The following is a 22,908-nucleotide window of genomic DNA, read 5'->3' as shown; positions in this document are numbered from 1 at the left end:
CCTCGAGAAAGACGCGCCTCTGATACCCCCAGATGTGACGGAATCTTCCCGCCCGGGTCATTTCCAGCTGAGCCCTTCGCTCAGCGTTGGGAACCCTCCACGAGCGCGAGTGAAGCGAATCAGGCCTCGACGCTGGCGCTCGAGGTGGCGCCCGCGTGGGTGCCGTCACGCGTGTCGCGCTGCACGACGGCCGCGCGCACGAAGCGCGTGAACAGCGGGTGCGGGCGCAGCGGCTTGCTCTTGAACTCGGGGTGGAACTGGCAGGCCACGAAGTGGGGGTGCTTGGGCAGCTCCACCATCTCCACCAAGTGCTTGTCCGGGGACAGACCGCTCAACACCAGGCCGTCCGCTTCAAGCTTCTCGCGGTGCTGGTTGTTGACCTCGTAGCGGTGCCGGTGGCGCTCCGTGATCTCTTCCGCGCCGTAGATGCTGGCCGCGATGGAGCCCGGCGCGAGCACACACGGGTAGCTGCCAAGGCGCATCGTGGCGCCTTTGTCCTTCACGCCGCGCTGGTCGGGCATGATGTCCACGACGAGGTGCGGCGCGTCCGGATCGAACTCCGCGCTGTTGGCCCCTTCGAGCCCCGAGATGTGGCGAGCGTACTCGATGACGGCCATCTGCATGCCGAGGCAGATACCAAAGAAGGGCACGTTGTTCTCGCGCGCGTACTGGATCGCGCGGATCTTGCCCTCCGTGCCGCGGTCGCCGAAGCCGCCCGGCACGAGCAGGCCGTGGTGCTTCGCGAGCTGCGCCGCGATGTCGCCGCTCTCCAGCTCCTCGCTGTCGATGTAGGTCAGGTCGACCTTCACGTCGTTGGCGATGCCGCCGTGCACCAGCGACTCGTGCAGCGACTTGTAGCTGTCGCGCAGGTGCACGTACTTGCCCACCACGGCGATGGAGACGCGCCCGCTCTTGGGTGCGTCCACCGCCTCGGAGATGCGCTTCCACGCGCTGAGCTCCGGGTCGCGCGTCCAGATGTTCAAGCGCTCGCACAGCTGCTTGTCCAGCTTCTGGGCGTGCAGCACGATGGGCAGCTCGTAGATGTTCTTCACGTCCGGCGCGGCGATGACGGACGCGACGGGCACGTTGCAGAAGTGCGCGATCTTGTTGCGCAGCCCCTGCGGGAGGTCCTGCTGCTCCACGCGGCACACCAGCATCTCGGGCTGGATGCCGAGGCCCAGCAGCTCCTTGACGGAGTGCTGCGTGGGCTTGGTCTTGAGCTCGCCCGCGGCCGTGATGTACGGGATGAGCGTGACGTGCACCGAGATGGCGTTCTGCGGGCCCTCTTCGACCTTGATCTGACGCACGGCCTCGAGGAACGGCAGCGACTCGATGTCGCCCACGGTGCCGCCGATCTCGACGATGGCGACGTCCACGTTGCTGGTGGCCTCGCGCACGCGGGCTTTGATCTCGTCCGTGATGTGCGGGATGACCTGGATGGTGGCGCCCAGGTACTCGCCGCGGCGCTCCTTCGAGATGACCGCGTCGTAGATGCGCCCCGTCGTGAAGTTGTTGGCGCGGCGCATGGTGGCCGACGTGAAGCGCTCGTAGTGACCCAGGTCGAGGTCCGTCTCGGCCCCGTCGTCCGTGACGAACACCTCGCCGTGCTGGTACGGCGACATCGTGCCAGGATCCACGTTGATGTACGGATCGAGCTTCATGTTGGTCACGCGCAGGCCGCGCGCCTCCATGAGGGCGCCCATCGACGCGGCCGTCAGGCCCTTGCCGATAGAACTAACAACTCCGCCCGTGACGAAGATGAACTTGGTATGTCGGCTGTTCATCGCGGTCGTCTTCTCCGATACGTGCCCAGGTCGGGCCAGCTATACTCCAGCGGTGTTCGCAAGTCACGCGCCCGAGGCGTCGCCGGGGTCTCTGCGCGCGGGCAGCATGTCGCGGCTGACGCCCTCGAAGCCCTTCGCTGGGCGCTGATCCACGAGCCTCCCCCGCTCGATCGCGCGTTCACCGAAGCGCTCTCGTAGCTGTGCGCTGACCGCCTCCAGGCGGTCGCGTTTCTCGCGCGCGGGATCGTCGAAGAGCGTGCGGGCCGGATCGTCGGTCAGCCCCGCCGCGCTGATGCCCGTCAACCGCACCCCGCGCTCGAGGTGCTCGACGCGAGCGAGCAGCGCGCGCGCCACCTCGTAGAACGTGTCGGTGTCGCGGGCCGGTGCGTCCAGCTGCTGCTGGCGGGAGCGTAGCGTGTGGTCTCCGTACTTGACCTTCAGCGTGAGCGTGGTCGCGTACAGCCCCGCGCGTGTCAGCCTACCTGCCACGCGGGCGCATTGCTCGAGGATCGGGGTGAGCAGCGCCTCGCGTGTGCGCAGGTCGACCTCGAAGGTGTGCTCGGCGCCCACCGACTTGGCCCCGCGGTCGGTCTCGACCGGTCGCTCGTCCAACCCGAGCGCGAGGCGCTTGAGGTGCGGTCCCTGCGTCCCCAGCAGCCCCGACAGCCGCTGTTCGCTCGCGGCCGCGAGGTCGGCGAAGCGTTGGAAGCCCGCAGCGCGCAGCTTGGCCGCGCCGACCTTGCCCACACCCCACATGCGCTCGACGGGCAGGGGCGCTAGGAAGGCCCGGATCGCGGCCTCCTCGCGCGGCACGATGGTGACCCCGTTCGGCTTGTTCATGTCACTCGCCAGCTTCGCCAGGAACTTGTTCGGGGCCACGCCCGCGCTGGCGGTCAGCCCGAGCTCTTCCTGGATCTCCCGACGGATGCGCGCGGCGATGTGCTCGCCGGCGCCGAAAAGGCGCTCGCTGCCGCTCACGTCCAGGAACGCCTCGTCCAGCGAGAGCCCCTCGATTTCGGGTGTGTAGCGCGCGAAGATGGCGAACACCTGGCTGCTGACCTCGACGTAGCGCGCCATGCGCGGGGGCACGACGACGGCCTCGGGGCAGCGCGCCATGGCCTCCACCATCGACATGGCGGAGCGCACGCCGAACGGCCTGACCTCGTACGAGGCCGCAGAGACCACCCCCCTGCGTCCGCCACCCCCGACGATCAGTGGCTTGCCGCGCAGCGACGGGTCGTCGCGCTGCTCCACGGACGCGTAGAAGGCGTCCATGTCGATGTGCAGGATCGTGCGCACGCGCTCAGCGTAGCGTGACGTCGGGTCCGAGCGCTCGCGCGATGATCGGGGCCCGCTCCGCGCGCACCTCGGCCGGCATGTCCGCGAGCCCGCGCACACGGATGAGGTGGGGGAGGGCGCCGCTGCTCGCGCGGTGCGCCTGCCAGTTGTTCTCTGTGAACAGCGGCGTTGCCGACAGCGCCGCGATGGCGATGCGTCCGCCCGCGGAGGTCACGGGCACCTCGAGGAGCACGGCGTCGAGCGCCTCTGGGACTTCGTTTGCAGCGTGTCGTACGGATCGGGGTGGGTGCCCGACGCGATACGCGCGCCCCATACCCGACACGAAGTTCCCCAGCGAGAACGCCACTACGGCGTCTCCGCGCGGGCTCGCCACGCGTTCGACGGGGTGCAGCACGTGGGGACCGGCCCCCAGCACCACGTCGGCGCCCGCGTCGATCAGGTGAGTGGCCAGCGCGCGGAGATCACCTCGGGGCGCCGCAGCGAAGTCGCGGCCCCAGTGTACCGCCACGACCACGACGTGGGCGTTCCGGCGCGCTCCGACGATCGCCGCCATCGCCTGGGTTTCGCGCGCGAGGTGCGCAGCCACGAAGGGAGGGTCGTCGTCGGCTCGCCGGTTGAAGTGCTCCGTGAAGGAGAAGAAGGCCACGTCGCAGCCGGTTCGGCGCAGCCAGAGCGGCGCGAACGCCTCCGTCTCGGTCTCGCCCGCGCCCGCGTACGCCACCCCCGCACGCGCCAGCTCGGCCGTGGTGCGTCGCAGCCCATCGTGGTCTTGATCGTACGAGTGGTTGTTGGCGAGGCTGACGACGTCGACCCCCGCTTCCCGAAGCGCGTCCGCCAGGGCGGGTGTGGTGCCCAGCACGGGGGGCATCCGTGGGTGGTCCGGGTCGTCGCGCGGGAAACCCCTGTGCAGCGCACGTCGGTCCTGCACCAGCGGGTGCTCGAGGTTGACGTAGGCCAGCGTGTCCGGCCGGGCGTGCCGGAGCGCGGCGTAGCCCGCGAGCAGCGCGCGGTAGCCGTCTGGACCGTCTGCGAGTACGGCCTCCGTGGCCACCTGGTTCAGGACGAGGTCCCCGGTCGCGAGGATCGTGAGCGCGCAGCCCGAGCGCGGCGGCGCGTTCGCCACGGGGTCTCCGCGGACGTGGGAGGCGTGATCCGTCGTCGGCGCCTCGCGCTTGGGGTCGCTCGGACCGTCCGCAGCCTCTCGCTCCGCACGCGCGTCTGCACTGCACGCCGCCAGTGTCCCCAGCGCGCAGACCAGCGCGCACCGTCGCGCGCGTCTCACCGGAACGCGTAGCCGAGGGTCAGCGTGATACGAAAGTAGCTGTCGTGGACCGCGTCGCGGAGCCCACCCGAGACGCGCCGCGTGCCGCTCGTGGTGTCGACCAAGGTGGGCCACGGCTCCCAGAGCGCGTCGGGGGCACATCCGCCGCTCGCGTCGGGCGACGCACACGCCGTCTGGCCGCGGAACACGGTGGCGTAGCGGAAGAACTCCGCGCCGAGCCCGAGGTACAGGCCGGGCAGCACGTACGGCATCTCGGTGCGCAGCTCGGCCAGGATGCGCACCCCGCGGATGTCGTACGTCTCCCCTCCCCAGATGGCCTCGGCGTCCGACCCGATCTGGGTCCCCAGACGATAGTGGAAGCGTCCGACGAAGCTGAGGTAGACCGGCACGATGCCGACCTCGAGGCCAGTGCCGAGGTGCAGCTGACGGTAGCGCATGGGCGGTAGGATCTGGTCCGCGCGTACGCGCATCAGGCCGTCGGCGTCGAAGACGAAGCTGAAGATGCCGTAGCCGATGTCCGCCATCAACGTCGGCGAATGCCGCCAGCGGCCAAAGCGATGGCGAAGTCGGATGCCCATGTCCAGATCCGAGGTGTGTGCGGCGAGCTTGACCACGCCGTCTTCGTCCGTGCAGCGGGGGTCACTGCCGACCGGGCAGCCATCGAACGTCAGGGACAGGCCCGCGCTGTGCCGGTACGCCATGTAGAAACCGAAGAAGCCGAGGCGCTCTTGGTCCGGGAGCAGAGCGCCTGGGAAGAACTCGAGGCGCAACCCCAGCTCGAGGCTGCCAAGCCCGCGGCTGTGGAAGCCACGAGGCTCGATCACGGGCGCATCGCCAGGGCTCCCGCCTCTCAGCGCCGGGTCTACCTCGGCGGTGGCGTCGAGGTTGCGCCGCAGCGTGCCCACCAGCACCTCCACCCGGAAGGCATCCATGCGTCGCAGGTCGTACGCGAGACGTGGATCGTCCGCGTCCGCCACGACGTCGGGGTCGTGGGGCGGCGGGACCTCTGGCGGCGCCTCCACGGGAGGCACGTCGGGGGGGGTCTCGTCGTCCCCGGGGGCCGCGCGCACCGGGGACATGGTCTGATCCAACAGCTCGCTGAGCTGTGCGTACGCCTCGTTCTCGAGCACGGAGAATCCAGACGGCCGCGCAACGCGCCAGGTCGCTTCACCGACCACGGCGCCCGTCTGGCCGCTGCGCACCTCGACCGTCAGCAGGTAGCGTCCGCTTCGCCGCGCGACGCGCCCCGAGAGGAAGGCGCGCACGTCGAGGTCGCTCGCCAGCTGCGCGTACTGCTCGGGTGAGAAGCGGGTGGTGTCGAACAGCTCGCGGCCACGGGCCTGCACGGCGTCCGCGTCCAGCAGATGGAAGAGAGGATGCCCGTCCAGCCCCGTCACGAGGTGCGCGCGGGTCGAGGTGGCCGTGATTCCGCGGAACGCCTCGACGACGATGTTGTCGGGGGCGCTCCCGCTCGCACCCGCTGCAGCGTGCTGGGCGTGAGCCGTGCCGGTCGAGCCGAACGCGAGCGCGACGCCAGCCAGCAGGGCGAGCGCGCTGCGCGCGTACCTCGGGTCTCCATCACTCCACGCTCGACCGCGACACCACACGGCCAATGACAGTATCAGAGTCGTTACACGGGCGTGGAATTTTGCGCTGAAGGCCTGGAGGGAAACCTCGTGACGGAGCCGCCGATGGGTACCCCGCGGAAGAGGCTGTCCGAATTCCTGCTGGCTGTCGGGTATTCGGGGCACTGCGGAGTGCAGAGGCAATCTCAGAATTGTCCGCGAATAGGGGCGCCCTTGACTTTAGTCCGGTGTGCCCATGAATGAGGATAGTCGGCAGTCCAGATCGAGCGGCAGCAGCCGGGCGTCCCCGCGCCGCTTCTTCAGTGCGCGCTCGACGCGCAGCGCGTCGCCTCGCCGCTCGTACGGACCGTGCAGTCTCGCTCGCGTCCAGGGGCGCCCCGCGCGCGTGCTCCGGGCGCCACCCGCGCGCTCGCCGTTGTGCTGCGCGAGGCGGCGCTCCGGGTCCGTGCTGATGCCCACGTAGGTGCGGCGCGCGTCACGGCTCAGCAGCACGTACACGAACCAGCCGTCCCGCGCCTCACTCACGTCGCGATCACTCCCTGGTTCACCACCACTCCGTCGCTTTCGCGCACCATCCGGAACGCGTGACGCGCCTCGGCCACCTCGCGCAGCTCGACCTGCAGTGTGTCCCCGGCCAGCGCCTCGCGTTCGTAGGACACGCTCAGGGAGCGGATGTCCGGGAGCCCGACGGCCCGCCGCGCGTCGTCCACGAAGTCGATGTAGCGCGCCTGGTTCACGTGGCGGAACGAGTCCTGGTCGCTCTGCCGCACGACCACCTGGTGCTGGGCCGTGCCCGTCCAGTCCACGGCCTCGGCCGTGAGAGGCGCGGGGGTCTCGAGCGCTGTGTCCGCGTAGGCCCGCAGGTACGGAGGCACGGTGGCGGGCCGTCCCTGCGCATCGAGCAGCACGATCACGGTGCGGGCGCGCACCACCACGTGCCCTCGCGCGCTGGTGATGTCGTGGCCGTAGTGCAGCGACGAGCCGCCGACGTGTACGAGGTGCGTGCGCCCCGTCCACGTGTCTGGGAAACGCAGAGGCGCGCCGTAGACGTGCGTCTGCGCGCGCACCACCCCGCGCTTCGGCATGGCGTCGTCGGCGATGACACCTCGGCGCCCGAGCTCCCAGCGCATCATCTCGAAGAAGCGCGCGAAGCCGGACGCGGGGAGACAGCCGTCTTGCGCCATCTCGTAGCCGCGCACCGCCTCCGTCGTGGTGATGCGAGAAGCGGCCAAGAGGGCGCGATGCAGGTCGGGGTCGGGATGCACCTGCGGGGTATACGGGATGCGGGCACGGCTGACACGTTCGCGGCCACGCCACGCACATCACCTTACACGAGGATGCGGAGTGGAGACTCTGGTGCTAACAGCCCGGTCAAGAGTGTCCCTCCGCGCTCCCGTGGCTTCACGGCCCCGCGCTGGGACGCCCGAGCGCGGGCCGCCATGGCGAGCCCATCACGGAAGAAGGATCCCCCGGTGAGCGTCAGCGAGAAAATCCAAGTCAGCACCGAGTCCGGCGTGCGCGAGATCGTCATCGCCCGGCCCGAGACCAAGAATTCGTTGTTGGTCTCGATGTACGAGGCGTTCACCGAGGCCCTCCTCGCGGCCGAGGTCGATCCCGAGGTGCAGGTCATTCTCGTGCGCGGCGAGGGCGGGCAGTTCAGCAGCGGCAACGACCTCAAGGACTTCCTCGAGAACGCACCCGATGGCCCGGAGAGCCCGGTGTTCCGCTTCATGCATGTCATCGCCGAGTGTCAGAAGCCCATCGTCGCTGCGGTGGATGGCTTCGCCGTGGGCATCGGCAGCACGCTGTTGCTGCACTGCGACATCGTCTATGCGGCCCCCGAGACGCAGTTCATCCTGCCCTTCGTGAACCTGGCGCTGTGCCCCGAGGCAGGCTCCGCGTTGGTCCTGCCCAGGGTGGCGGGGCATCGTCGCGCCGCCGAGGTGTTCTTCTTTGGCGAGCCCTTCGGCACGGACCTGGCGCTGGAGCTGGGCCTCGTGAGCTGCGTGGTCCCCAACGCCGAGCTGCTGGAGCATGCCCGCAAGCGCGCACGCAAGCTGGCGGAGAAGCCGCAGCGCGCGCTCTTGGCCACCAAGCAGCTGCTCAAGCGGCACAGCGGGGCCGAGCTGAACGCGCACATCGACACCGAGGCCGTCGTCTTCTGCGACTTGCTCAAGAGCGACGAGCTGAAGGAGGCCATCGGGGCCTTCTTCGAGAAGCGAAAGCCGGACTTCTCGCGCTTCCGGTGAACGTGCTCCGTGTGGGCGCGCCGCCAGCGCGACGACGCGCTACGGCGCGACCACGTCGGGCCGCCCGCACCCACGTCAGTCGGTCGGCCGCGACGCGTGGAGCTGACTGCGTGTGTGGCCCAACACCTCCGCCACGGCCACCGCAGCGCTCGGGATGACGCCGCCCATCGTGAAGAACCCATGGATCAGGTGGGGGTAGTCGAGCAGCATGACCGACACCCCCGCCTCCGCGAGCCGCTCCGCATACCGTTCGCCTTCGTCTCGCAGTGGGTCGCTCGCGATGGCGATGATGGCAGGAGCCAGCCCGCGCAGGTCGTCGCTCAGCAGAGGTGATACGCGGATGTCCGAGCGCAGCGCGTCGGCGTCCACGTACTGCTGCGTGAACCACTCGATGGTGGCGTCCTCCAGCCCGAAGCCGACGGCGTAGTGGTCCTTCGACGGCAGTCGGTTGAGTAGGTCGAGCCCCGGGTACACGAGCACCTGCAGCGCTGGTGGGGTCAGCCCGCGTCGCACGGTCTGCTGTGCCACGACCGCGCTCAGCTTGCCTCCCGCGCTGTCGCCCATGACCGCCAGGCGCGTGGGGTCGAGCCCGAGCTCCGGGGCGCGCTGGAGGAGGAACGCCCAGGCCGCCAAGCAGTCCTCGGAGGCAGCGGGCGCGGGGTGCTCTGGACCGAGCCGATAGTCCACGCTGGCCACGGGGAAGCCCGTCTGTGCGGCGATGTCACGGCAAACGCGGTCGTAGCCTTCGACGTCACCGACCGTGAACCCGCCTCCGTGGAAGAACACGATGGCCGGCGACGGGGCGGACTTGCGCAAGGGATAGTGCAAGCGCAGCAGGATGTTGCCCCCCGGTGAGCTGCCCACGGCCGGAACGCGCACGGTGTAGTCCACGCTGCGATCCATGGGCGCAGGCGCTGGGCTCAGCGTGTCCAGGAGGGCTCGGTAGGCGCGGCGGCCGGCCCGGACCGACCCAGCGTGCAACGGGGGGCGCAGCGCGTTCACCGCGAGCAGCGCTTGCAGCTCGGGGTGCAGCGCGGCCCGCGCGCGTGGGGTGGTCGGCAGGGCCCGCGCGAGCGCCCGCTGGGTGTTCGGGGGCAGACGCATGAGACCGAAGGCGAGCGCGCGCTCGAGGTGGCCCCGGACCGATGAGGTGGAGTGACGCGGCACTCGTTGGTTGTATCAGCGTTCCGTGGCCGACCGCTACCGTGACGCGTCGCGCGGAGGGGTGCGCGTGTCGGGCCTCCGTGACACGGTGCGAGCGTGGGGCGGCGGCGCTGCCCGAGGACCGAGCGCGTGAGCGAGAAGACTGAGCAAGCGACCGAAAAAAAGCTGCGCCAAGCGCGGCGCAAGGGGCAGGTGCCCAAGAGCCGCGAGCTCTCGTCCGCGGTGGTGCTGCTGGCGCTGACGTTCGCGCTCGGCTCGAGCGCCACCTCCATGCAGGCAGGGTTCCGGACGCTGTTCGACGTGGCGCTCGGTGCGGTGGACCAGGGCAGTGATGGTGCGCTGCGCGCGCTCCACGTCTCGCTCGCGCTCTCGAGCTCGGTGGTGTTGCCGGTGCTGCTGGCCGGCATGTGGAGCGGCGTGGCGCTCACGTTCTTGCAGGTCGGCCCGCTGCTCACGCTCGAGCCCATCTCGCCCGACTTCATGCGGCTCGATCCCCTGAAGGGGCTGCGCCAGGTCCTGTCGCAGAAGCGCTTGGTGGAGCTGCTGAAGTCGCTGATGCTGCTCGCGCTGGTGGGGGGCCTGGCGTGGATCACACTGCGCGCTTCCCTGAGAGGCCTCCTGAGCCTCGTGCTCGCACCCAGCCCGCTGGTGCTCGAGAGCCTCGGCGAGTTGGGGGAGCGCCTGTTCGCGCGCGTGGGGCTCGCGCTGCTCGGCGTCGGGGTGCTGGACGTCCTCTACCAGCGCTGGCAGTTCCAGCGCGACCAGCGCATGAGCAAGGACGAGGTGAAGCGCGAGTACAAGGACGCCGAGGGCGACGGACAGCTCAAGCATGAGCGCAGACGCGTGCACCAGGAGATCATCGAGCACGAGACGCTCGAGCAGGTGCGAAGCGCCGACGTCCTGATCGTCAACCCCACGCACCTCGCCGTGGCCGTCCACTACGACCAGGAGGGGGAGGGGGCCCCCGAGGTGCTCGCCAAGGGCGCGGACCACCTGGCGCAGAAGATGATCGCGGCCGCGCGCGAGGCGGGGGTGCCCGTGCTGCGCGACGTTCCGCTGGCGCGCAGCCTGTACGAGCTGTCGCTCGGCGAGGAGATCCCCGAGGGGCTCTACGACGCGGTCGCGGCCGTGCTGCACGCCGCGTGGGAAGAGCGCGAGCGGGCCGAGCGCGAGGCGCTGGGGCTCGCGCCCTCGCTGGAACATGGCGAGCGCGGAGCCTCGGAGCCGGAGAGCGCGTGAGCGACGAGCACGCCGGCTACGTCGACGTGGCGCTCCCCGTGCCGCTGCGCCGCACCTTCACCTACGCGGTGCCGCCTGCGCTCCGCGGGCGCGTGCTGCCCGGAACCCGCGTCGCCGTGCCCTTCGCGCGGCGCAAAGCCGTGGGCATCGTCCTCGCGCGGCGTGAGGCTCCACCGGAAGGTGTGGCCCGCATCATGCGCGTCGCCGGGCTGCTGGAAGACGAGCCCCTGTTCCCCGCCGAGCTGCTGGCGTTCCTCGACGAGGCGGCGCGCTACTACATGCACCCGGTGGGCGAGGTCTTGCGCGCGGCGGCACCCGCGCTGCCCCGAGGGGCGCTGGCTCGCCTACGCAAAGAGGGCTTTCTGACGGGCGAGGAGGGCATCAAAGGCGCGGCCGTGAAGGTGCGCGAAGAGGTGTTCGTGCGGGCCACCGACGCGACGCGTGAGGGGCGCCTGGGGACGGCGCAGGCGCGCGTGCTCGCGCTGGTGGACGCGCGCGTGGAAGTCGGCCTCAGCGAGCTGCGTATCCACGTGAAGACCGCGCGCGCGGTGGTGCGCAAGCTGGAGGAGCGGGGGCTCGTGCGCTGCGAGAGCCGCGAGGTGCTCGCCGACCGCTTCTCCGAGGTGGTGCCGCTGGCCGAGGCGCCGCCCGTCGCCACCGCGGCGCAAGAGCACGCCGTGCGCGTGATGGTGGACGCGCTGGCCGCGCCCACGCGGCCCTTCCTACTGCACGGGGTCACCGGCTCGGGCAAGACCGAGGTCTACCTGCGCGTCATGGACGCGGCGCGCGCGCTCGGTCGCGGGGGGCTCTTGCTGGTGCCCGAGATCGCGCTCACGCCGCAGCTGGTGGGGCGCTTCCGCGCGCGCTTCGGCAACGAGATCGCCGTGCTCCACAGCGGGCTCGGCGAGAAGGAGCGCGACGACTACTGGCGCGCCCTGCGCAGGGGTCAGCTGCGCATCGCGGTGGGCGCCCGCAGCGCGCTCTTCGCGCCCATCCCCGACCTGGGCGTCATCGTCGTGGACGAGGAGCACGACCCTTCGTTCAAGCAAGAGGAGGGCTTCCGCTACCACGCGCGCGACATGGCCGTGCTGCGCGCCCACCGCGCGTCGGCCGTGTGCATCCTGGGCAGCGCCACGCCCAGCCTCGAGTCGTTCCGGCACGCCCGCGAGGGGCGCTTCGAGCTCGTGAGTCTCCCGCAGCGCGCCACGGGCCAGGTCATGCCCGACGTGGAGTTGCTCGACCTGCGGCGCCTGAAGCCCACCACGCCCACGCAGCGCTACCTGTCCGAGCCGCTGCTGCGCGCGCTGCGCGCGTGTCTTGCGGACAAGGGGCAGGCCATCCTGTTCCTCAACCGCCGGGGGTACTCGCCCTCGATGCAGTGCGCCGCCTGCGACGAGCTGGCCGGGTGCCCCGCGTGTAGCGTCCCACTGACCGAGCACCGCCGCGAAGGCGCGCTCCGCTGCCACTACTGCGACTACGCCGAGCCCAGCTCGGACCCCTGCCGCGCGTGCGGTGCCCAGGAGCGCGTGCCGCTCGGGCTCGGCACCGAAAAGCTGGAGGACGAGCTCGCGCAGCTGCTGTACCCCGCGAAGGTCGCGCGCCTGGATCGCGACACGGCCAGCGGCGAAGGGGTGGAGCAGGTCCTCGAGCGGGTGCGCGCGGGCGAGATCGACGTGCTGGTGGGCACGCAGATGGTCACCAAGGGGCACGACATCGCGAACGTCACGCTGGTGGGCGTGTTGCTGGCCGACCAGAGCCTCGCCTTCCCCGACTTTCGCGGCTCGGAGCGCACCTTCCAGCTGCTGGCGCAGGTGGCCGGGCGCGCCGGACGGGGAGCGCGCGCGGGGCGCGTGCTGGTGCAGACCTACCAGCCCGAGCACCACGCCATCGCGTCGGCCGCGCGCCACGACTACGAGGCGTTCTACGAGGCCGAGTTGGCGCAGCGCAGCGAGCTCGGGTACGCGCCCTTCGGCCGCATGGTGGCCGTGCGGGTGGACGCGCCCGAGGAAGATCTGGCGCGCAGGGTCGCCGAGTCCCTCGCCAGCGAGGCGCGCCGCCACCCCGCATTGCGTGATCACCGTGTGGCGCTTCAGGGCCCCGCGCCGGCGCCGCTGGCCAAGGTGCGCGCGCGCTACCGCTACCGCTTCCTGCTGCGCGGCGAGGACCGTCGAGCCCTGCGCGAAGTGGCCCAGCTGGTGCTGGCGGCCATCGAGCGCGGCGTCGCTCCGGCGCGCGCCAGCGTGGACATCGACCCCGTGTCCATGATGTGAACGGGCGCGCGGTCGCGGGACGCCGCGCTGCGGTACTCCCTCAGGCCCAGAGGTTCTCGAGCCAGCTCAGCAGCGACTCTTCGTCGGCGCTGACCTCGTCGCCCGCCGCGACCTTGCGCATGAGGTCCAGGATCACGGTGCGGGCCTCGGCCCGGGTCACCTTCGCCGCCGCCGCGCGGATGTCGGCGTCGCGCGGGCAGGCCTGCGCCGAGTCCGAGATGACGCGCCACATCTCGCCCGCGCCACCCAGCAGCTCCTCGCCCAGCTGGTTGACGGTCTCCTCCTCGGCCTCCGTGAAGTCACCGTCCGAGCGGATCATGAGGCGCAGCAGGCCTCCGAGGGCAATGCGTTCGTCCTTCGCGAGCTTGTCGATCGTCATGGCGCCGGAAGCTACCAGCACTCGCGGGGCTTGTCTCGCGCGGAGGTGCGTCGTCGTCCGTGTCCCGCGCCCGACGACGACCGGGCTCACTCGGGGACGCTGACGGGCAGGTCGATGCGCTCGCCGCGCAGGCGCTCGAAGGTCTCACGCGGGGTCATGCCCGTGCGCCCGCCGAGCAGGCGTTCCGCCAGGGCCGGCTGCGCCTCCTGCGCGATGCCGGGCAGGTCCAGGCCCCACTCGGGGTGCGCCACCTGGAGGGTGCGGCCCCCCACCTGACGCACGGCCGAGACGGGGTCGTTCAGCAGCGTGACCAGGTGGGGCTCCAGCTCACGTAGGTCGCCGCTCTCCTGCACCCAGCGCTGGCGCAGGTGCCACGCGGCGAGAGCGCGCTGCACCGCGTCGCCGCGCAACAACCAGAGCGCTCCCGCCGGGATGTCCGCGAGCGCCTCCGGGATCGGTGGCGAGCTGCGCTCGTACCAAGCGTCGAGCGTGCGTGCGGTCCACGCCAGCGACTGGTCCTGATGGCAGAGGTTGCACGCGTTGGGTGCGTCGCGCGCGCCGAAGCCGCTCGCCACCGGGCTGTCCAGGCGGTGGCTGCGCGTGGCCATCAGCAGGCCGTAGCTGGTGTACGGCATGTGGCAGGAGACGCACTCGCTGCCGACGCTCCCAGCGGCGTGGTGGGTGTGTGCGGGCACGTCGGCCAGCTCGCGCTCGTGACACGAGCCGCACATCTGCGCGTCGTCGTTCTCGTGTGGGACCTGCCCGGCGCGCGTCCCGCCGTGCACGCTGTGGCAGGAGATGCAGCTCAGCTCGGCCTGCAGGTAGCACTCGGAGCGGATCATCCCGTCGTACTCCCGGCCCGCCACGCGCACGGTGCCCCCGTTCCAGAACGACTCGACGAGGTCGCGGTCGCGCTCGCTCAGCGCGGAGAAGTCGGTCACGCGGTCGTTGGCGTCCAGCAGCGCCCACAGGCGCGGGTGGTCCAGGCTGTCGGCCAGGTGGGCGCCCGGTGCGAAGCCCGGGTCGTCGTCCAGGTGGTCCGCCACGGTGTGGCAGCGCCCGCACACGGACGCCGCGTGTTCGGCGTCGAGCCGTCGCGGGTTCACGATGGTGTCGTCGGGGGCCGCCCCCGCCGCGTGCAGCGCGTAGCGGCGGCGTGGGTCGCGGTTGCGCTGCGCGTGTTCCTCGGCGCCCCCGTGACAGGCCTCGCACGCGATCCCCAGCTCGGTCACCGCGCGCGTGGTAGTCACGTGCGGCTCGACGTCCGCCGGGTGGAACGGCCCGCCGGTCGAGTGGCAGTTCACGCAGCCGTCGCCCCAGATGTACTCCTCGAACTCCTCTTCGGGCTTCGGCTCCGGCTGCAGGAACGAGTCCGAGTTCGCCAGCCAGCGCTGCTCGCGCATCAAGTACACGAACGGGAACTGGCTGAGCCGACCGTCCTCGAGGCGCAGCCAGTAGGCCTGCAGGTGGTGCGACCCGGTCAGCATCACCACGCGCCAGCGCTGCCCCGAGCGGGTGCTCTCGACGTAGTAGCGCCCGTCCTCCTGCAGCACGCGCGCCGAGCGCCCGCGCTCGTCCAGGGTGCGCCCGTCGAACGGCGCCAGCACCGTGTCGGGACCCGCGACCTGCGTCATCGTCCGGTGGAAGGTGTCGTGCCACGACTCGTACTGCCCGGGGTGGCAGGCGCGGCACGCGTCCGACGACGCGAAGCCCAGCGCGGCGCCGACGACGGGGAGGCTGTGCTGCAGCTCCGCGTCTGCGGCGGAGGGAGCGAACGCCAACCCGCTGACCACCCCCAGGCCCGCCAGCATGGCCGCGGCCAAGCCCCGCTCGGCGCGCGTCAGCTCACGCGCGGCCAACCAGCCCACCAGCGCGCAGACGCACGCGATCCCCAGCAGCATGAGCGCCGCGATCACGCCTCTCCTCGCAGCCCCCAAGCGATCGCCGCGAGGCCCAGCACCAGGACGCCGCCGCCCAGCGGCACGAGCGCGATGAACCAGCCAGGGTCCCCGCCGTACACGCCGAAGCCCGCCGCGAGGAAGCCGACCGGCAACAGCAAGCTGGCCGCCAGCAGCGCGCGCGAGCCGAGGCGCAGCGCGCGACCATCCCGCGCCAGCACGTGCAAAGTCACGCCGAAGGCCACGTTCACCAGCGCGAGCAGCACGCCGTGCGCGTGACCCAGCCGCCACATCAGGCGCCGGGTCTCGTTCGTCGCGTCGAGGTAGTAGGCCACCTTGAAGCCGTGCATGCCCTCCAGCACGAGGCCCACGCTGGCGAACACCGTCAGCGCAGCGAAGCCCAGCCGCATGTGGAAGCGCGCGCGCGCGAGGGGGTCGGGGTGGGTGGTCGCGTCTGCGTCAGCCATCAGGCCCTTTCTACAGGACGCGTGTTCCCGATGTCTCGCGTCCGCCGGAGATGATACAGGAGAGGCATGTCGGACCCACGCGTCGAGGTGCGCACAGTCAGCTGGCAGGACGAGCACGCGCGCGACGTGCTGCAGCGCCTGCGCTTCGAGGTCTTCGTGTACGAGCAGGGGGTGCCGGAGGACATGGAGATCGACGACGAGGAGACCAGCGCGACGCACTATCTGGCGTTGGACGCCGCGTCGGGAGAGGCCCTTGGGTGCGCGCGGCTGACCCTGGCACACAAGGTCACGCGCCTGTGCGTGGTGAAGGCCGCGCGTCACCGAGGGGTCGGTACCCTGCTTCTGCAGCGCACCATCGACGACGCCCGCGCCCGCGGCTGGTCCGAGCTGCACCTGCACGCCCAGACGTACGCTGCCGGCCTCTACGAGAAGGCCGGCTTCGTCGCGTCGGGGGAACAGTTCATGGAGGCCGGCATCCCGCACCAGCGCATGGACCTGTCCCTCGTGCCGTGACGGCGCTCGCTGCGCCAACCGTGGCAGGCCGTCAGGGGTCGGTCGTGGGGGCCGGGGCGGGCGCCGCTCGAGCAGCATCTGCGCGGCTGGTCTCGAGCCACACCCAACCGAGCACCAACAGGATGATGACCAGGCACAGCGCGGCCGCGGTCCACCACAGGCCGTCGTGGTTGTTCGACTTCACACGCGGGAGCCCCGCCGCCGGGATCGCGGGCACGGAGGGCGCGCCCGTGATGGTGGGTGGGGCTGCCATCGAGGGGCCCACTACGATGCGAACGGGGGCCGCTGATTGCGCGGATGCCGGCGAGTGCGAGCCACGCAAGATGCCGGGAGGTGGTGCGGAGGGAGCGCGCGCAGGCGGACGCGACGAGCGTCTGACCGGAGGCGGCGTGTCGTTCGTGGCGTTGAGCTGGGTGACGGGGATGTTGCCCACCACGGAGTACTCCATCCACAGCGGGATGTCCTGCGTGTGCGGGTTCATCTTGGAGGACACGACGTCCAGCCAATCCAGCGCAGCCAACATCCCCGCCGCGTCCGCGTAGCGCTCCGCCGGGTCACGCGCGGTGGCCCGCCGGATGACATCGGGCATCTGCGGGATGTCGGCGAAGCCGTCGCGCGAGTCGTAGCCCTCGGGGGGCTCGCCGATGACCATGTGGTGCATGAGCACCCCGACACAGAACAGGTCGGCGCGGGCCGACGCTCGCTGCCCGCGTAGCACCTCGGGGGGCAGGTAGTCGCTGGCGAACTTGCCGGACATCGGGTTGTCCTGCGCGACCACGCCGTGGTCGCGCAGGAGCTGTCCCAACCCGACGCCGATGACGCGGATGATGGGCGACTTCATGTCACCGCCGCGCGTCACGATGATGTTCTCGGGCGTGAGGTCGCCATGGACGACCGAGTTGCGGTGGCAGCTCACCAGCGCACGCAGCACCTGGTCGGCGACCTTGAGCAGCGGCACGGAGGGGAGCGGGCCCTTCACGAGCGCGGTGCTGATGGGCTTGCCCTCCTCCCAGCCGAGCTCCATCAGCGGGACGTCGTCCACGATGGCCCAGCGCTTGACCGGCAGGACCGTGGGGACGTCGATGGTCATGAGCGCTTCGGCCAGCGCGACGAAGGCGTCCTTGGCCTCACCGCGGGTGAACAGCTCGGGCAGCGCGCACAGGATCAGGCGCTCCCCGTCGCGCTCGGCCTCCAAGTACTCGACGCTGTCGCCGCCCCAGGCGAGCGTGCGGTGGATCACGTAGTGATCCGCTAGCTGCATCGCCAGGAGGTCCTCCATCTCGAGCGTCTGGTCGTCGTTCACTGCGGCGGAGCTTATCAGGTTGGCCGGACGTTTCACGCGCCGGGCTCGTCACGCAACCACTCGCCGAAGCGTTCGCCCAGCATCAGCGTCGGGAGGTGGATGTTGCCGCTCGGGATCGTGGGCATCAGGCTCGCGTCCGCCACGATCAGGCCCGATACGCCGCGTACGCGGCCGCGCTCGTCCGTGGCGGCCGTGGGGTCGTCGTCCGCGCCCATCGGGACCGTGCCGCAGGGGTGGTAGCCGCTGCCACGCTGTCGGCGAGCGACTTCGCGGAAGCTTGCCCGGCTGCCCAGCCCGCGCTCGCTGGGCAGCAGCAACGTGGCCAGGTCGCGCAGCGGGCCGGTGGAAGACAGCAGCCAGGCCAGCTCGAGGGCCTCGGCGGCCTGCTCCAGGTCGTCTGGATGCGACAGCGCGCGCACCTCGATGACGGGCTTCTGATGGGCGAGGGCGGTGGGAAAGTGCAGCGTCCCGTGCCCCTTTGGCTTGCCCACCGCGGCCATCAGGCTCAGCGCGGGGAGATCGCCCACTGGTAGCGGCACCAGCGACCCCGGCTGCAGCTGCATGTCGTTCGCGCGCGTGCTGTTCTCGGCCGAGTAGCGTAGGTGGGTCTGGACCACCGGATCCCGCACGTCGGCCACCCCGGACTTGGGCAGGTAGAACATCGCCACGCCAGGGTGGTCGAGCAGTCGCGCGCCGACCGCCTGCACGTCCGCGACGACCTCGACGCGCAGCCGGTCGAGCTCCGCGCGCGGGCCCACCCCGGAGCGTAGGAGGATGCCCGGGGTGGCGATGGCCCCCGCGCACAGCACCACGCGACGGGCTCGTACTCGCTGTCGCTCGCCGTCGATCACGGCCTCCACGCCGACCGTGCGCTTGCCGTCGAAGAGCACGCGCACGACGTGGGTCCGACCGCGAATGCGGAGCCCAGGACGCGCGCGCACGGCCGCTGTCAGGTAGCATCGCGCCGCGCTCATGCGCGCCCCGTCCAGCTTGTTCATGGGATGAGGGGCGTAGCCGGTCGTGTCGGGCCGGTTGGCGTCGGGGTTCGCGGCGAAGCCCAGCTCCGCACAGGCCTCCATGAACGCCGCCTGCCAGGGCACCAGCTCGGCCGCCGTGTGCCGGCGGATCGGGAGCGGGCCATCGTGGCCATGGTGCCCGTTCGCGCCCGTTCCGCCCCCCGAGAGGGTGCCAGCGAGGTCGTCCAGATCGCGCTCGAGGCGCAGAAACGCAGGGCGGCAGCGCGCCCAGGTCCAGGCAGGCAGTCCGCGGGCCCCCCACTCGTCGAAGTCGTACGGCATGCCCCGCAGGGCGATGCAGGTGTTGACCGCGCTCGATCCGCCGACGACCCGTCCTCGCGGGTAGTCCATCGGCCGGGCGTTGGCCGACGGACGCATGGCGTAGCCCCAGTCGTGGGCTCGCATGGAGTTGCGTGTGCCGTCCTCCAGATCGCCAGGCAGCGGCCGTTCGGGCCAATAGTCGGGCCCGGCCTCGAGCAGCAGGACGTCGTGGGACCCGTTCTCGCTCATGCGCGCGGCGATGACGCTCCCCGCCGCGCCGGCGCCCACGATCAGGGTGTCCGCCTCCAGGTCGAACCGCATGGTGGTCCCCGAGAGATGGCGGTTCAGCGCTTTTCGGCCGCGCCGTCCCCGGCGCTCGGGTCCACCCAGTCGTCCTCCGCGGGCTCCTCCGCTTCCGCCTCCTCGTCCTCGTTCAGCCCCAGAACGTCCGCGAATTCCGTGTCTTCCACCGCTGGATCCTCGGGCGTCGGGTAGTCGGGCGCGGGGCTCGGTGAGCCACACCCGGCGACCAGCGCGGCCGACAGCGTCAGGGCCTGCAGCACACGCAGCGGGTTCAGGACGCGCGCGCAGGCGCGGGACGGGCGGGCAGACGTGGTCGACATCCGGTGGTTAAGCCACGGGACGGGCCCGATGCGCAAGCATTCCCTCGTCGTCGGGAATCCGCGGTCACGGTGGCCCCCCTTGGTCGAGCTTGACCATGGAAGCCCCCCTGCGGTACTCCGTCGAAGGCCTGAAACGGACTTATTTCCAGGAGTCGCCGCATGAGGCTGAAGATCATCGCAGGGAACGTGTTGTGGGTCGTGGTCACGGGTTTGATCGCCTTCTTCGTCGTGCGCGGAAGCATCGTCGATCAGGCGGGCTCGGACGTGGCCGACGAAACGCAGCGGAACTTCGAGGTCCTGCAGCGCTCGTTCCGCCTGGCCGCGGGTGAGTTCACGGAGCTCGTGCGGGGCCGCGCGTCCACCCCCGAGGTCGCGGGTGTCTTCAACGCCAGCGGCACCGAGAGCTTGCGCACGCGCGCCCACACCGTCGCGAACGGCGTGGCGGGCTGGCTCGCGGATCCGGCGCGCGGGATGGGTGGGCGCCCGGAGATCGTCCTCATCACGGACGAGACCGGCCGCGTGCTCGCGCGCGATCTCGACCCCGAGCGAATGTTCGACACCCAGCTGAGTCAAACGCTGCCCGTCATGCGCGACGTCCTCGAGGGCCGCGCCATGCATACGCTCTGGCGCCAGCGCTCGGACAACAAGATCCTCCGCACGGTCGCCGCGCCCGTCCGCAGCGCGGACGGACGGGTCATCGGCGCCATCGTGGTCGGCTACGACCTCTCCAACGGCTTCGCCGAGGCGCAGGCAGGCGTGCTCACGCACGGATCGGTCGGTTACGTCATCGAAGGAGAGTGCTACTCGGCCTCGGGTGAGCTCACCACCATCGAGTCCGCCCTCGGCGCGGAGGGGCCCTTCAAGTCGGCGGTCACCGCGGCGCTCGAGTCGGGCCAGACCAGCTCACGGGTGGAGATCGCAGTCGGCGACGACGCGTTCTTGGCGGTCGCGGGCCCGCTCCCGGGCATCAGCTCCATCCCGTCGGCCATGGTGTCCATCGTCAACGCCAGCGCGCGCCTCGAGCGGGCGGCCGCCGCCAACATCATCCTCTTGCTCACGGCCGTGGCGGCGCTCGGCGTCTTCATCTACAGCTTCCTCATCGGCACGAGCCTGCTGCAGCCCCTCGAGACCATCGAGGAGGGTGTCCTGAAGGTCATCAACGGTCGCACCGACTTCCGCATCGACATCGACGACGGCGAGTTCGGAGGTCTGGCCTACCGCATCAACCAGCTCATCAACATGCTCACGGGCGTCGAGGAGTCGGACGAGGAGGGGCACACGACCAGCAGCGGCACCTGGGGTGCTCAGACGGAGGGGGTGGTGGCAGCCGGTGCGCCGCAGCCATCCGTCGCTGGCGAGTCGGCCGACGGTAGCGACGCCAACCTGGCTGCACAGCTCGCCGCCGAGCCCGCGGCCCAGTATTACCAGCGCGTCTACAACGAGTACATCGCCGCCAAGCAGGCCGCGGGCGAGGACGTCAGCAACATCGCCGCCGATCGCTTCATCGAGCGCCTGAAGGGTCAGGAGGCGAACATGGCTCAGAAGAAGGGCTGTCGCATGGTGCGTTTCCAGGTGCAGTCGGCAGACGGCCAGGTCTCGCTCAAGCCCGTCCTCATCAACTAGTCCGCGAGCGGCTGCCGGTCGGGCGCGCCGTCCTCGACGCGCCCAGAGGGACACGGCGGCTCTCCAAGCGCTCGCGCCGAGGCGCGATGTGTGGTCGCGCCTTGAGCGTCCCCGTCTACCGGGTCATGCTCCCACTCGATCTCCAACGTGAGCGGAACACATGGGTCTCCTGGACATCTTCGCCAAAAAGGACAGCCCCGCGGCCATCAAGAAGCACGCGGCGCGGGTCGCCAACAAGCGCTCTCAGACGCCAGACCGCTGGGACTCCATCAAGGCGCTCCGTGAGGTGGGCGGCGCGGCGGCTGCGGAGGCCTTGCTGCCACGCTTCGACTACAAGGTGGACCCCAGCATCTCGGACCGCGAGGAGAAGGACTACGTCGTGGAGTGCCTGGTGCACATGGGAGATGCGGCCCTCGCGCCCGTGCGTGCGCACCTGCACAACTCGGACAGCATCGCCTGGCCGCTGCGCGTCCTCACTCAGCTGCTGGACGACGAGGGCGTCACCGCCGAGCTGCTCGCGATCGCCTCCGACATGAGCGCCGAGTACGAGCGGTTCCCCGAGAAGAAGATCCAGGTCCTCGCCGAGCTCGAAGAGCGACAGGATCCGCGCATCGCCGCGGCGGTGTTGCCCTTCATCCGCGACATGAACGAGAACGCGCGGTACCACGCGGCGGGTGCCGTGCTTCGTCAGGAGAACGCCGCCGAGTGTGTGGACGCGGTGATCGACGCGTTCCTCGAGGAGGAGAGCGCGCGAATCCGCGCGACGGTGCTCGACCGCCTGGCAGACGCCTCGCTCGCCGTTGGCGCGCGCCAGGCCGAGGTCGCGGCGCACATGCCCCCTGGCTACAAGCTGGACGCCGCGGGCGTGCCGCAGCGCGTCTGACCCGCAGCCCGCTCACGCTTCGGGTCCGCCTGCGGTCACGCGTCTGATCCGCGTGCGGGCGGGCCCGTCAGAGCGTATCGGTCAACTGTGCCTTCGCGCGTACCCACGCCCAGAGGCGCTGGCGCTCGGCGGGCGTATCGGCGCGCTCGGTGCTGGCCAGGCGGTGCGCGGGCCGCGGCTTGCGGTCGTGCCAGAACAGGCCGCTCCGCACGGGCACCTCGCGCTCGTCGACGGCCAGCCACACCAGCGTGTCGGCGCCTTCCGCAGGCGTGCGCAGCAGCGGGCCGACCACCTTCCTGAAGACGGGCAGCGAGCGCGCCACCCCGGGAGTGTCCGCCCAGCCCGGATGCATCGCGTGCACCACGACGCCGTCTTGCGCCAGACGCTCGGCGTAGAGCTCGGCCAGCGTCACTTGCGCCCGCTTCGCGCGCGCGTAGGCGGCCACGCCATCATAGCGATCAGCGCTCATCTCGAGGCGGTCCACGCGCAGCGGCTCGCCGTACATGCCACCCGACGAGACCCACAGGACCCTCGCGCCGTTGGCGGCGCGGAGGGCGGGCAAGAGCAGCTCGGTCAGCAGGACTGGACCCACCACCTGACTTCCCACGGTCAGCTCGATGCCCTGCGGGGTCTCCTGGCGCACGTCGTCCAGCGCCCCAGCGTTGTGGACCAGCACGTGCACCGCGGGGTGCGTGCGCAGGATGGCGGGGGCGGCGCTCCTCAGCGCGTCGAGGTCACCCATGTCGGCGACCTCGAACGTGACGTGGTCGTGGCAGGCGAGGTGTCGCAGCTCGCGGCAGGTGACCTCCGCCTTGTCCGCGTTGCGCGCGATCAGCACCAGCGTCGCGCCCATCTTCGCGAACCGGCGCGCGGCTTCGAGGCCGAGGCCCGAGGTCGCGCCGGTCATGACGAACACCTTGCCGTGGAGGTCCACGCCGTCGAGCGCGTCCCAGCGGTCGAGTCGGCGGCGCAACGCGGAACCCACCCGTGTGAAGCTGCCGCCGATGCTGAGCTCGAGCGCTGCGTCGACCGCGCGGCTCAGCCTGTCGTTGCCAGCACGTCGCATGCG

20 protein-coding genes are annotated in these 22,908 nt (G+C 70.9%); 6 read left to right on the top strand and 14 right to left on the bottom strand.

Going from position 1 to position 22,908, the window contains the following annotated elements; translation table 11 throughout:
- Nucleotides 1-119: 119 nt before the first annotated feature.
- From H6726_25600 to H6726_25575, 6 genes are all read right to left on the bottom strand, one after another.
- On the bottom strand, nt 120-1,784 hold the full coding sequence (locus H6726_25600) for a CTP synthase (protein MCB9661048.1): 1,665 nt from the start codon (nt 1,782-1,784) through the stop codon (nt 120-122).
- 63 nt (nt 1,785-1,847) lie between these two features.
- A complete protein-coding gene (locus H6726_25595; GenBank protein ID MCB9661047.1) occupies nt 1,848-3,182 on the bottom strand; it encodes a DNA polymerase IV in 1,335 nt (444 codons plus the stop codon).
- Complete coding sequence (locus H6726_25590; protein ID MCB9661046.1) at nt 3,088-4,206, bottom strand: CapA family protein; 1,119 nt, start codon at nt 4,204-4,206, stop codon at nt 3,088-3,090. Before H6726_25590 ends, H6726_25595 begins: the two co-directional genes overlap by 95 nt.
- 155 nt (nt 4,207-4,361) lie before the next feature.
- Nucleotides 4,362-5,972: a hypothetical protein gene (locus H6726_25585; GenBank protein ID MCB9661045.1), complete on the bottom strand. Its 1,611-nt coding sequence runs from the start codon at nt 5,970-5,972 to the stop codon at nt 4,362-4,364.
- A gap of 198 nt (nt 5,973-6,170) precedes the next feature.
- A complete protein-coding gene (locus H6726_25580) occupies nt 6,171-6,476 on the bottom strand; it encodes a GIY-YIG nuclease family protein (protein MCB9661044.1) in 306 nt (101 codons plus the stop codon).
- Entirely contained in the window at nt 6,473-7,216 is a 744-nt protein-coding gene (locus tag H6726_25575) for a hypothetical protein (GenBank protein ID MCB9661043.1), read from the bottom strand. The genes H6726_25580 and H6726_25575 overlap by 4 nt, the downstream gene beginning before the upstream one ends.
- Nucleotides 7,217-7,390: 174 nt before the next feature.
- Between H6726_25575 and H6726_25570 the strand changes: the two genes are divergently transcribed.
- On the top strand, nt 7,391-8,200 hold the full coding sequence (locus H6726_25570; protein MCB9661042.1) for an enoyl-CoA hydratase: 810 nt from the start codon (nt 7,391-7,393) through the stop codon (nt 8,198-8,200).
- Between the two features lie 75 nt (nt 8,201-8,275).
- Here the strand turns inward: H6726_25570 and H6726_25565 are convergent, their stop codons facing one another.
- Nucleotides 8,276-9,304: an alpha/beta hydrolase gene (locus tag H6726_25565; GenBank protein ID MCB9661041.1), complete on the bottom strand. Its 1,029-nt coding sequence runs from the start codon at nt 9,302-9,304 to the stop codon at nt 8,276-8,278.
- Nucleotides 9,305-9,493: 189 nt separating this feature from the next.
- Between H6726_25565 and H6726_25560 the strand changes: the two genes are divergently transcribed.
- Together H6726_25560 and priA are read left to right on the top strand one after the other, a co-directional pair.
- Complete coding sequence (locus tag H6726_25560) at nt 9,494-10,603, top strand: EscU/YscU/HrcU family type III secretion system export apparatus switch protein (GenBank protein ID MCB9661040.1); 1,110 nt, start codon at nt 9,494-9,496, stop codon at nt 10,601-10,603.
- The gene (gene priA / locus H6726_25555) at nt 10,600-12,873 is read left to right on the top strand and encodes a primosomal protein N' (protein MCB9661039.1); all 2,274 of its coding nucleotides are present in this window, start codon (nt 10,600-10,602) and stop codon (nt 12,871-12,873) included. The genes H6726_25560 and priA overlap by 4 nt, the downstream gene beginning before the upstream one ends.
- Before the next feature lie 40 nt (nt 12,874-12,913).
- On the opposite strand, the gene H6726_25550 is transcribed toward priA, so the two are convergent.
- The 3 genes from H6726_25550 to H6726_25540 form a co-directional block, all read right to left on the bottom strand.
- Nucleotides 12,914-13,252: a TerB family tellurite resistance protein gene (locus H6726_25550; GenBank protein MCB9661038.1), complete on the bottom strand. Its 339-nt coding sequence runs from the start codon at nt 13,250-13,252 to the stop codon at nt 12,914-12,916.
- Between the two features lie 86 nt (nt 13,253-13,338).
- Nucleotides 13,339-15,168, bottom strand: coding sequence for a hypothetical protein (locus H6726_25545; GenBank protein MCB9661037.1), 1,830 nt, complete (start codon nt 15,166-15,168; stop codon nt 13,339-13,341).
- Complete coding sequence (locus tag H6726_25540; GenBank protein ID MCB9661036.1) at nt 15,165-15,617, bottom strand: hypothetical protein; 453 nt, start codon at nt 15,615-15,617, stop codon at nt 15,165-15,167. Before H6726_25540 ends, H6726_25545 begins: the two co-directional genes overlap by 4 nt.
- Nucleotides 15,618-15,683: 66 nt before the next feature.
- Here H6726_25540 and H6726_25535 point away from each other — a divergent pair, with 66 nt between their 5' ends.
- Nucleotides 15,684-16,130, top strand: coding sequence for a GNAT family N-acetyltransferase (locus tag H6726_25535; protein MCB9661035.1), 447 nt, complete (start codon nt 15,684-15,686; stop codon nt 16,128-16,130).
- A gap of 31 nt (nt 16,131-16,161) precedes the next feature.
- On the opposite strand, the gene H6726_25530 is transcribed toward H6726_25535, so the two are convergent.
- Genes H6726_25530 through H6726_25520 form a run of 3 tightly spaced genes read right to left on the bottom strand, consistent with a single transcriptional unit; the run spans nt 16,162 to nt 19,333 of the window.
- Nucleotides 16,162-17,433 carry a protein kinase gene (locus H6726_25530; protein MCB9661034.1) on the bottom strand — a complete coding sequence of 424 codons (1,272 nt, stop codon included), beginning with the start codon at nt 17,431-17,433 and terminating at the stop codon, nt 16,162-16,164.
- Between the two features lie 32 nt (nt 17,434-17,465).
- Nucleotides 17,466-19,001, bottom strand: coding sequence for a GMC family oxidoreductase (locus H6726_25525; protein MCB9661033.1), 1,536 nt, complete (start codon nt 18,999-19,001; stop codon nt 17,466-17,468).
- Nucleotides 19,002-19,054: 53 nt separating this feature from the next.
- A complete protein-coding gene (locus H6726_25520) occupies nt 19,055-19,333 on the bottom strand; it encodes a hypothetical protein (protein ID MCB9661032.1) in 279 nt (92 codons plus the stop codon).
- 159 nt (nt 19,334-19,492) lie between these two features.
- Between H6726_25520 and H6726_25515 the strand changes: the two genes are divergently transcribed.
- Complete coding sequence (locus tag H6726_25515; GenBank protein MCB9661031.1) at nt 19,493-20,956, top strand: hypothetical protein; 1,464 nt, start codon at nt 19,493-19,495, stop codon at nt 20,954-20,956.
- Between the two features lie 160 nt (nt 20,957-21,116).
- Nucleotides 21,117-21,839 carry a hypothetical protein gene (locus H6726_25510; GenBank protein ID MCB9661030.1) on the top strand — a complete coding sequence of 241 codons (723 nt, stop codon included), beginning with the start codon at nt 21,117-21,119 and terminating at the stop codon, nt 21,837-21,839.
- Nucleotides 21,840-21,906: 67 nt separating this feature from the next.
- Here H6726_25510 and H6726_25505 read toward each other — a convergent pair whose 3' ends face one another.
- Nucleotides 21,907-22,905, bottom strand: coding sequence for an SDR family NAD(P)-dependent oxidoreductase (locus H6726_25505; GenBank protein ID MCB9661029.1), 999 nt, complete (start codon nt 22,903-22,905; stop codon nt 21,907-21,909).
- Nucleotides 22,906-22,908: the final 3 nt, after the last annotated feature.

It is taken from the genome of Sandaracinaceae bacterium (assembly GCA_020633055.1).
Classification (GTDB): Bacteria; Myxococcota_A; Polyangia; order Polyangiales; family Houyiibacteriaceae; genus JADJJE01.
The sequence above is the reverse complement of the archived record's forward strand: the minus strand, read 5'-3'. Positions and strand labels throughout refer to the sequence as shown.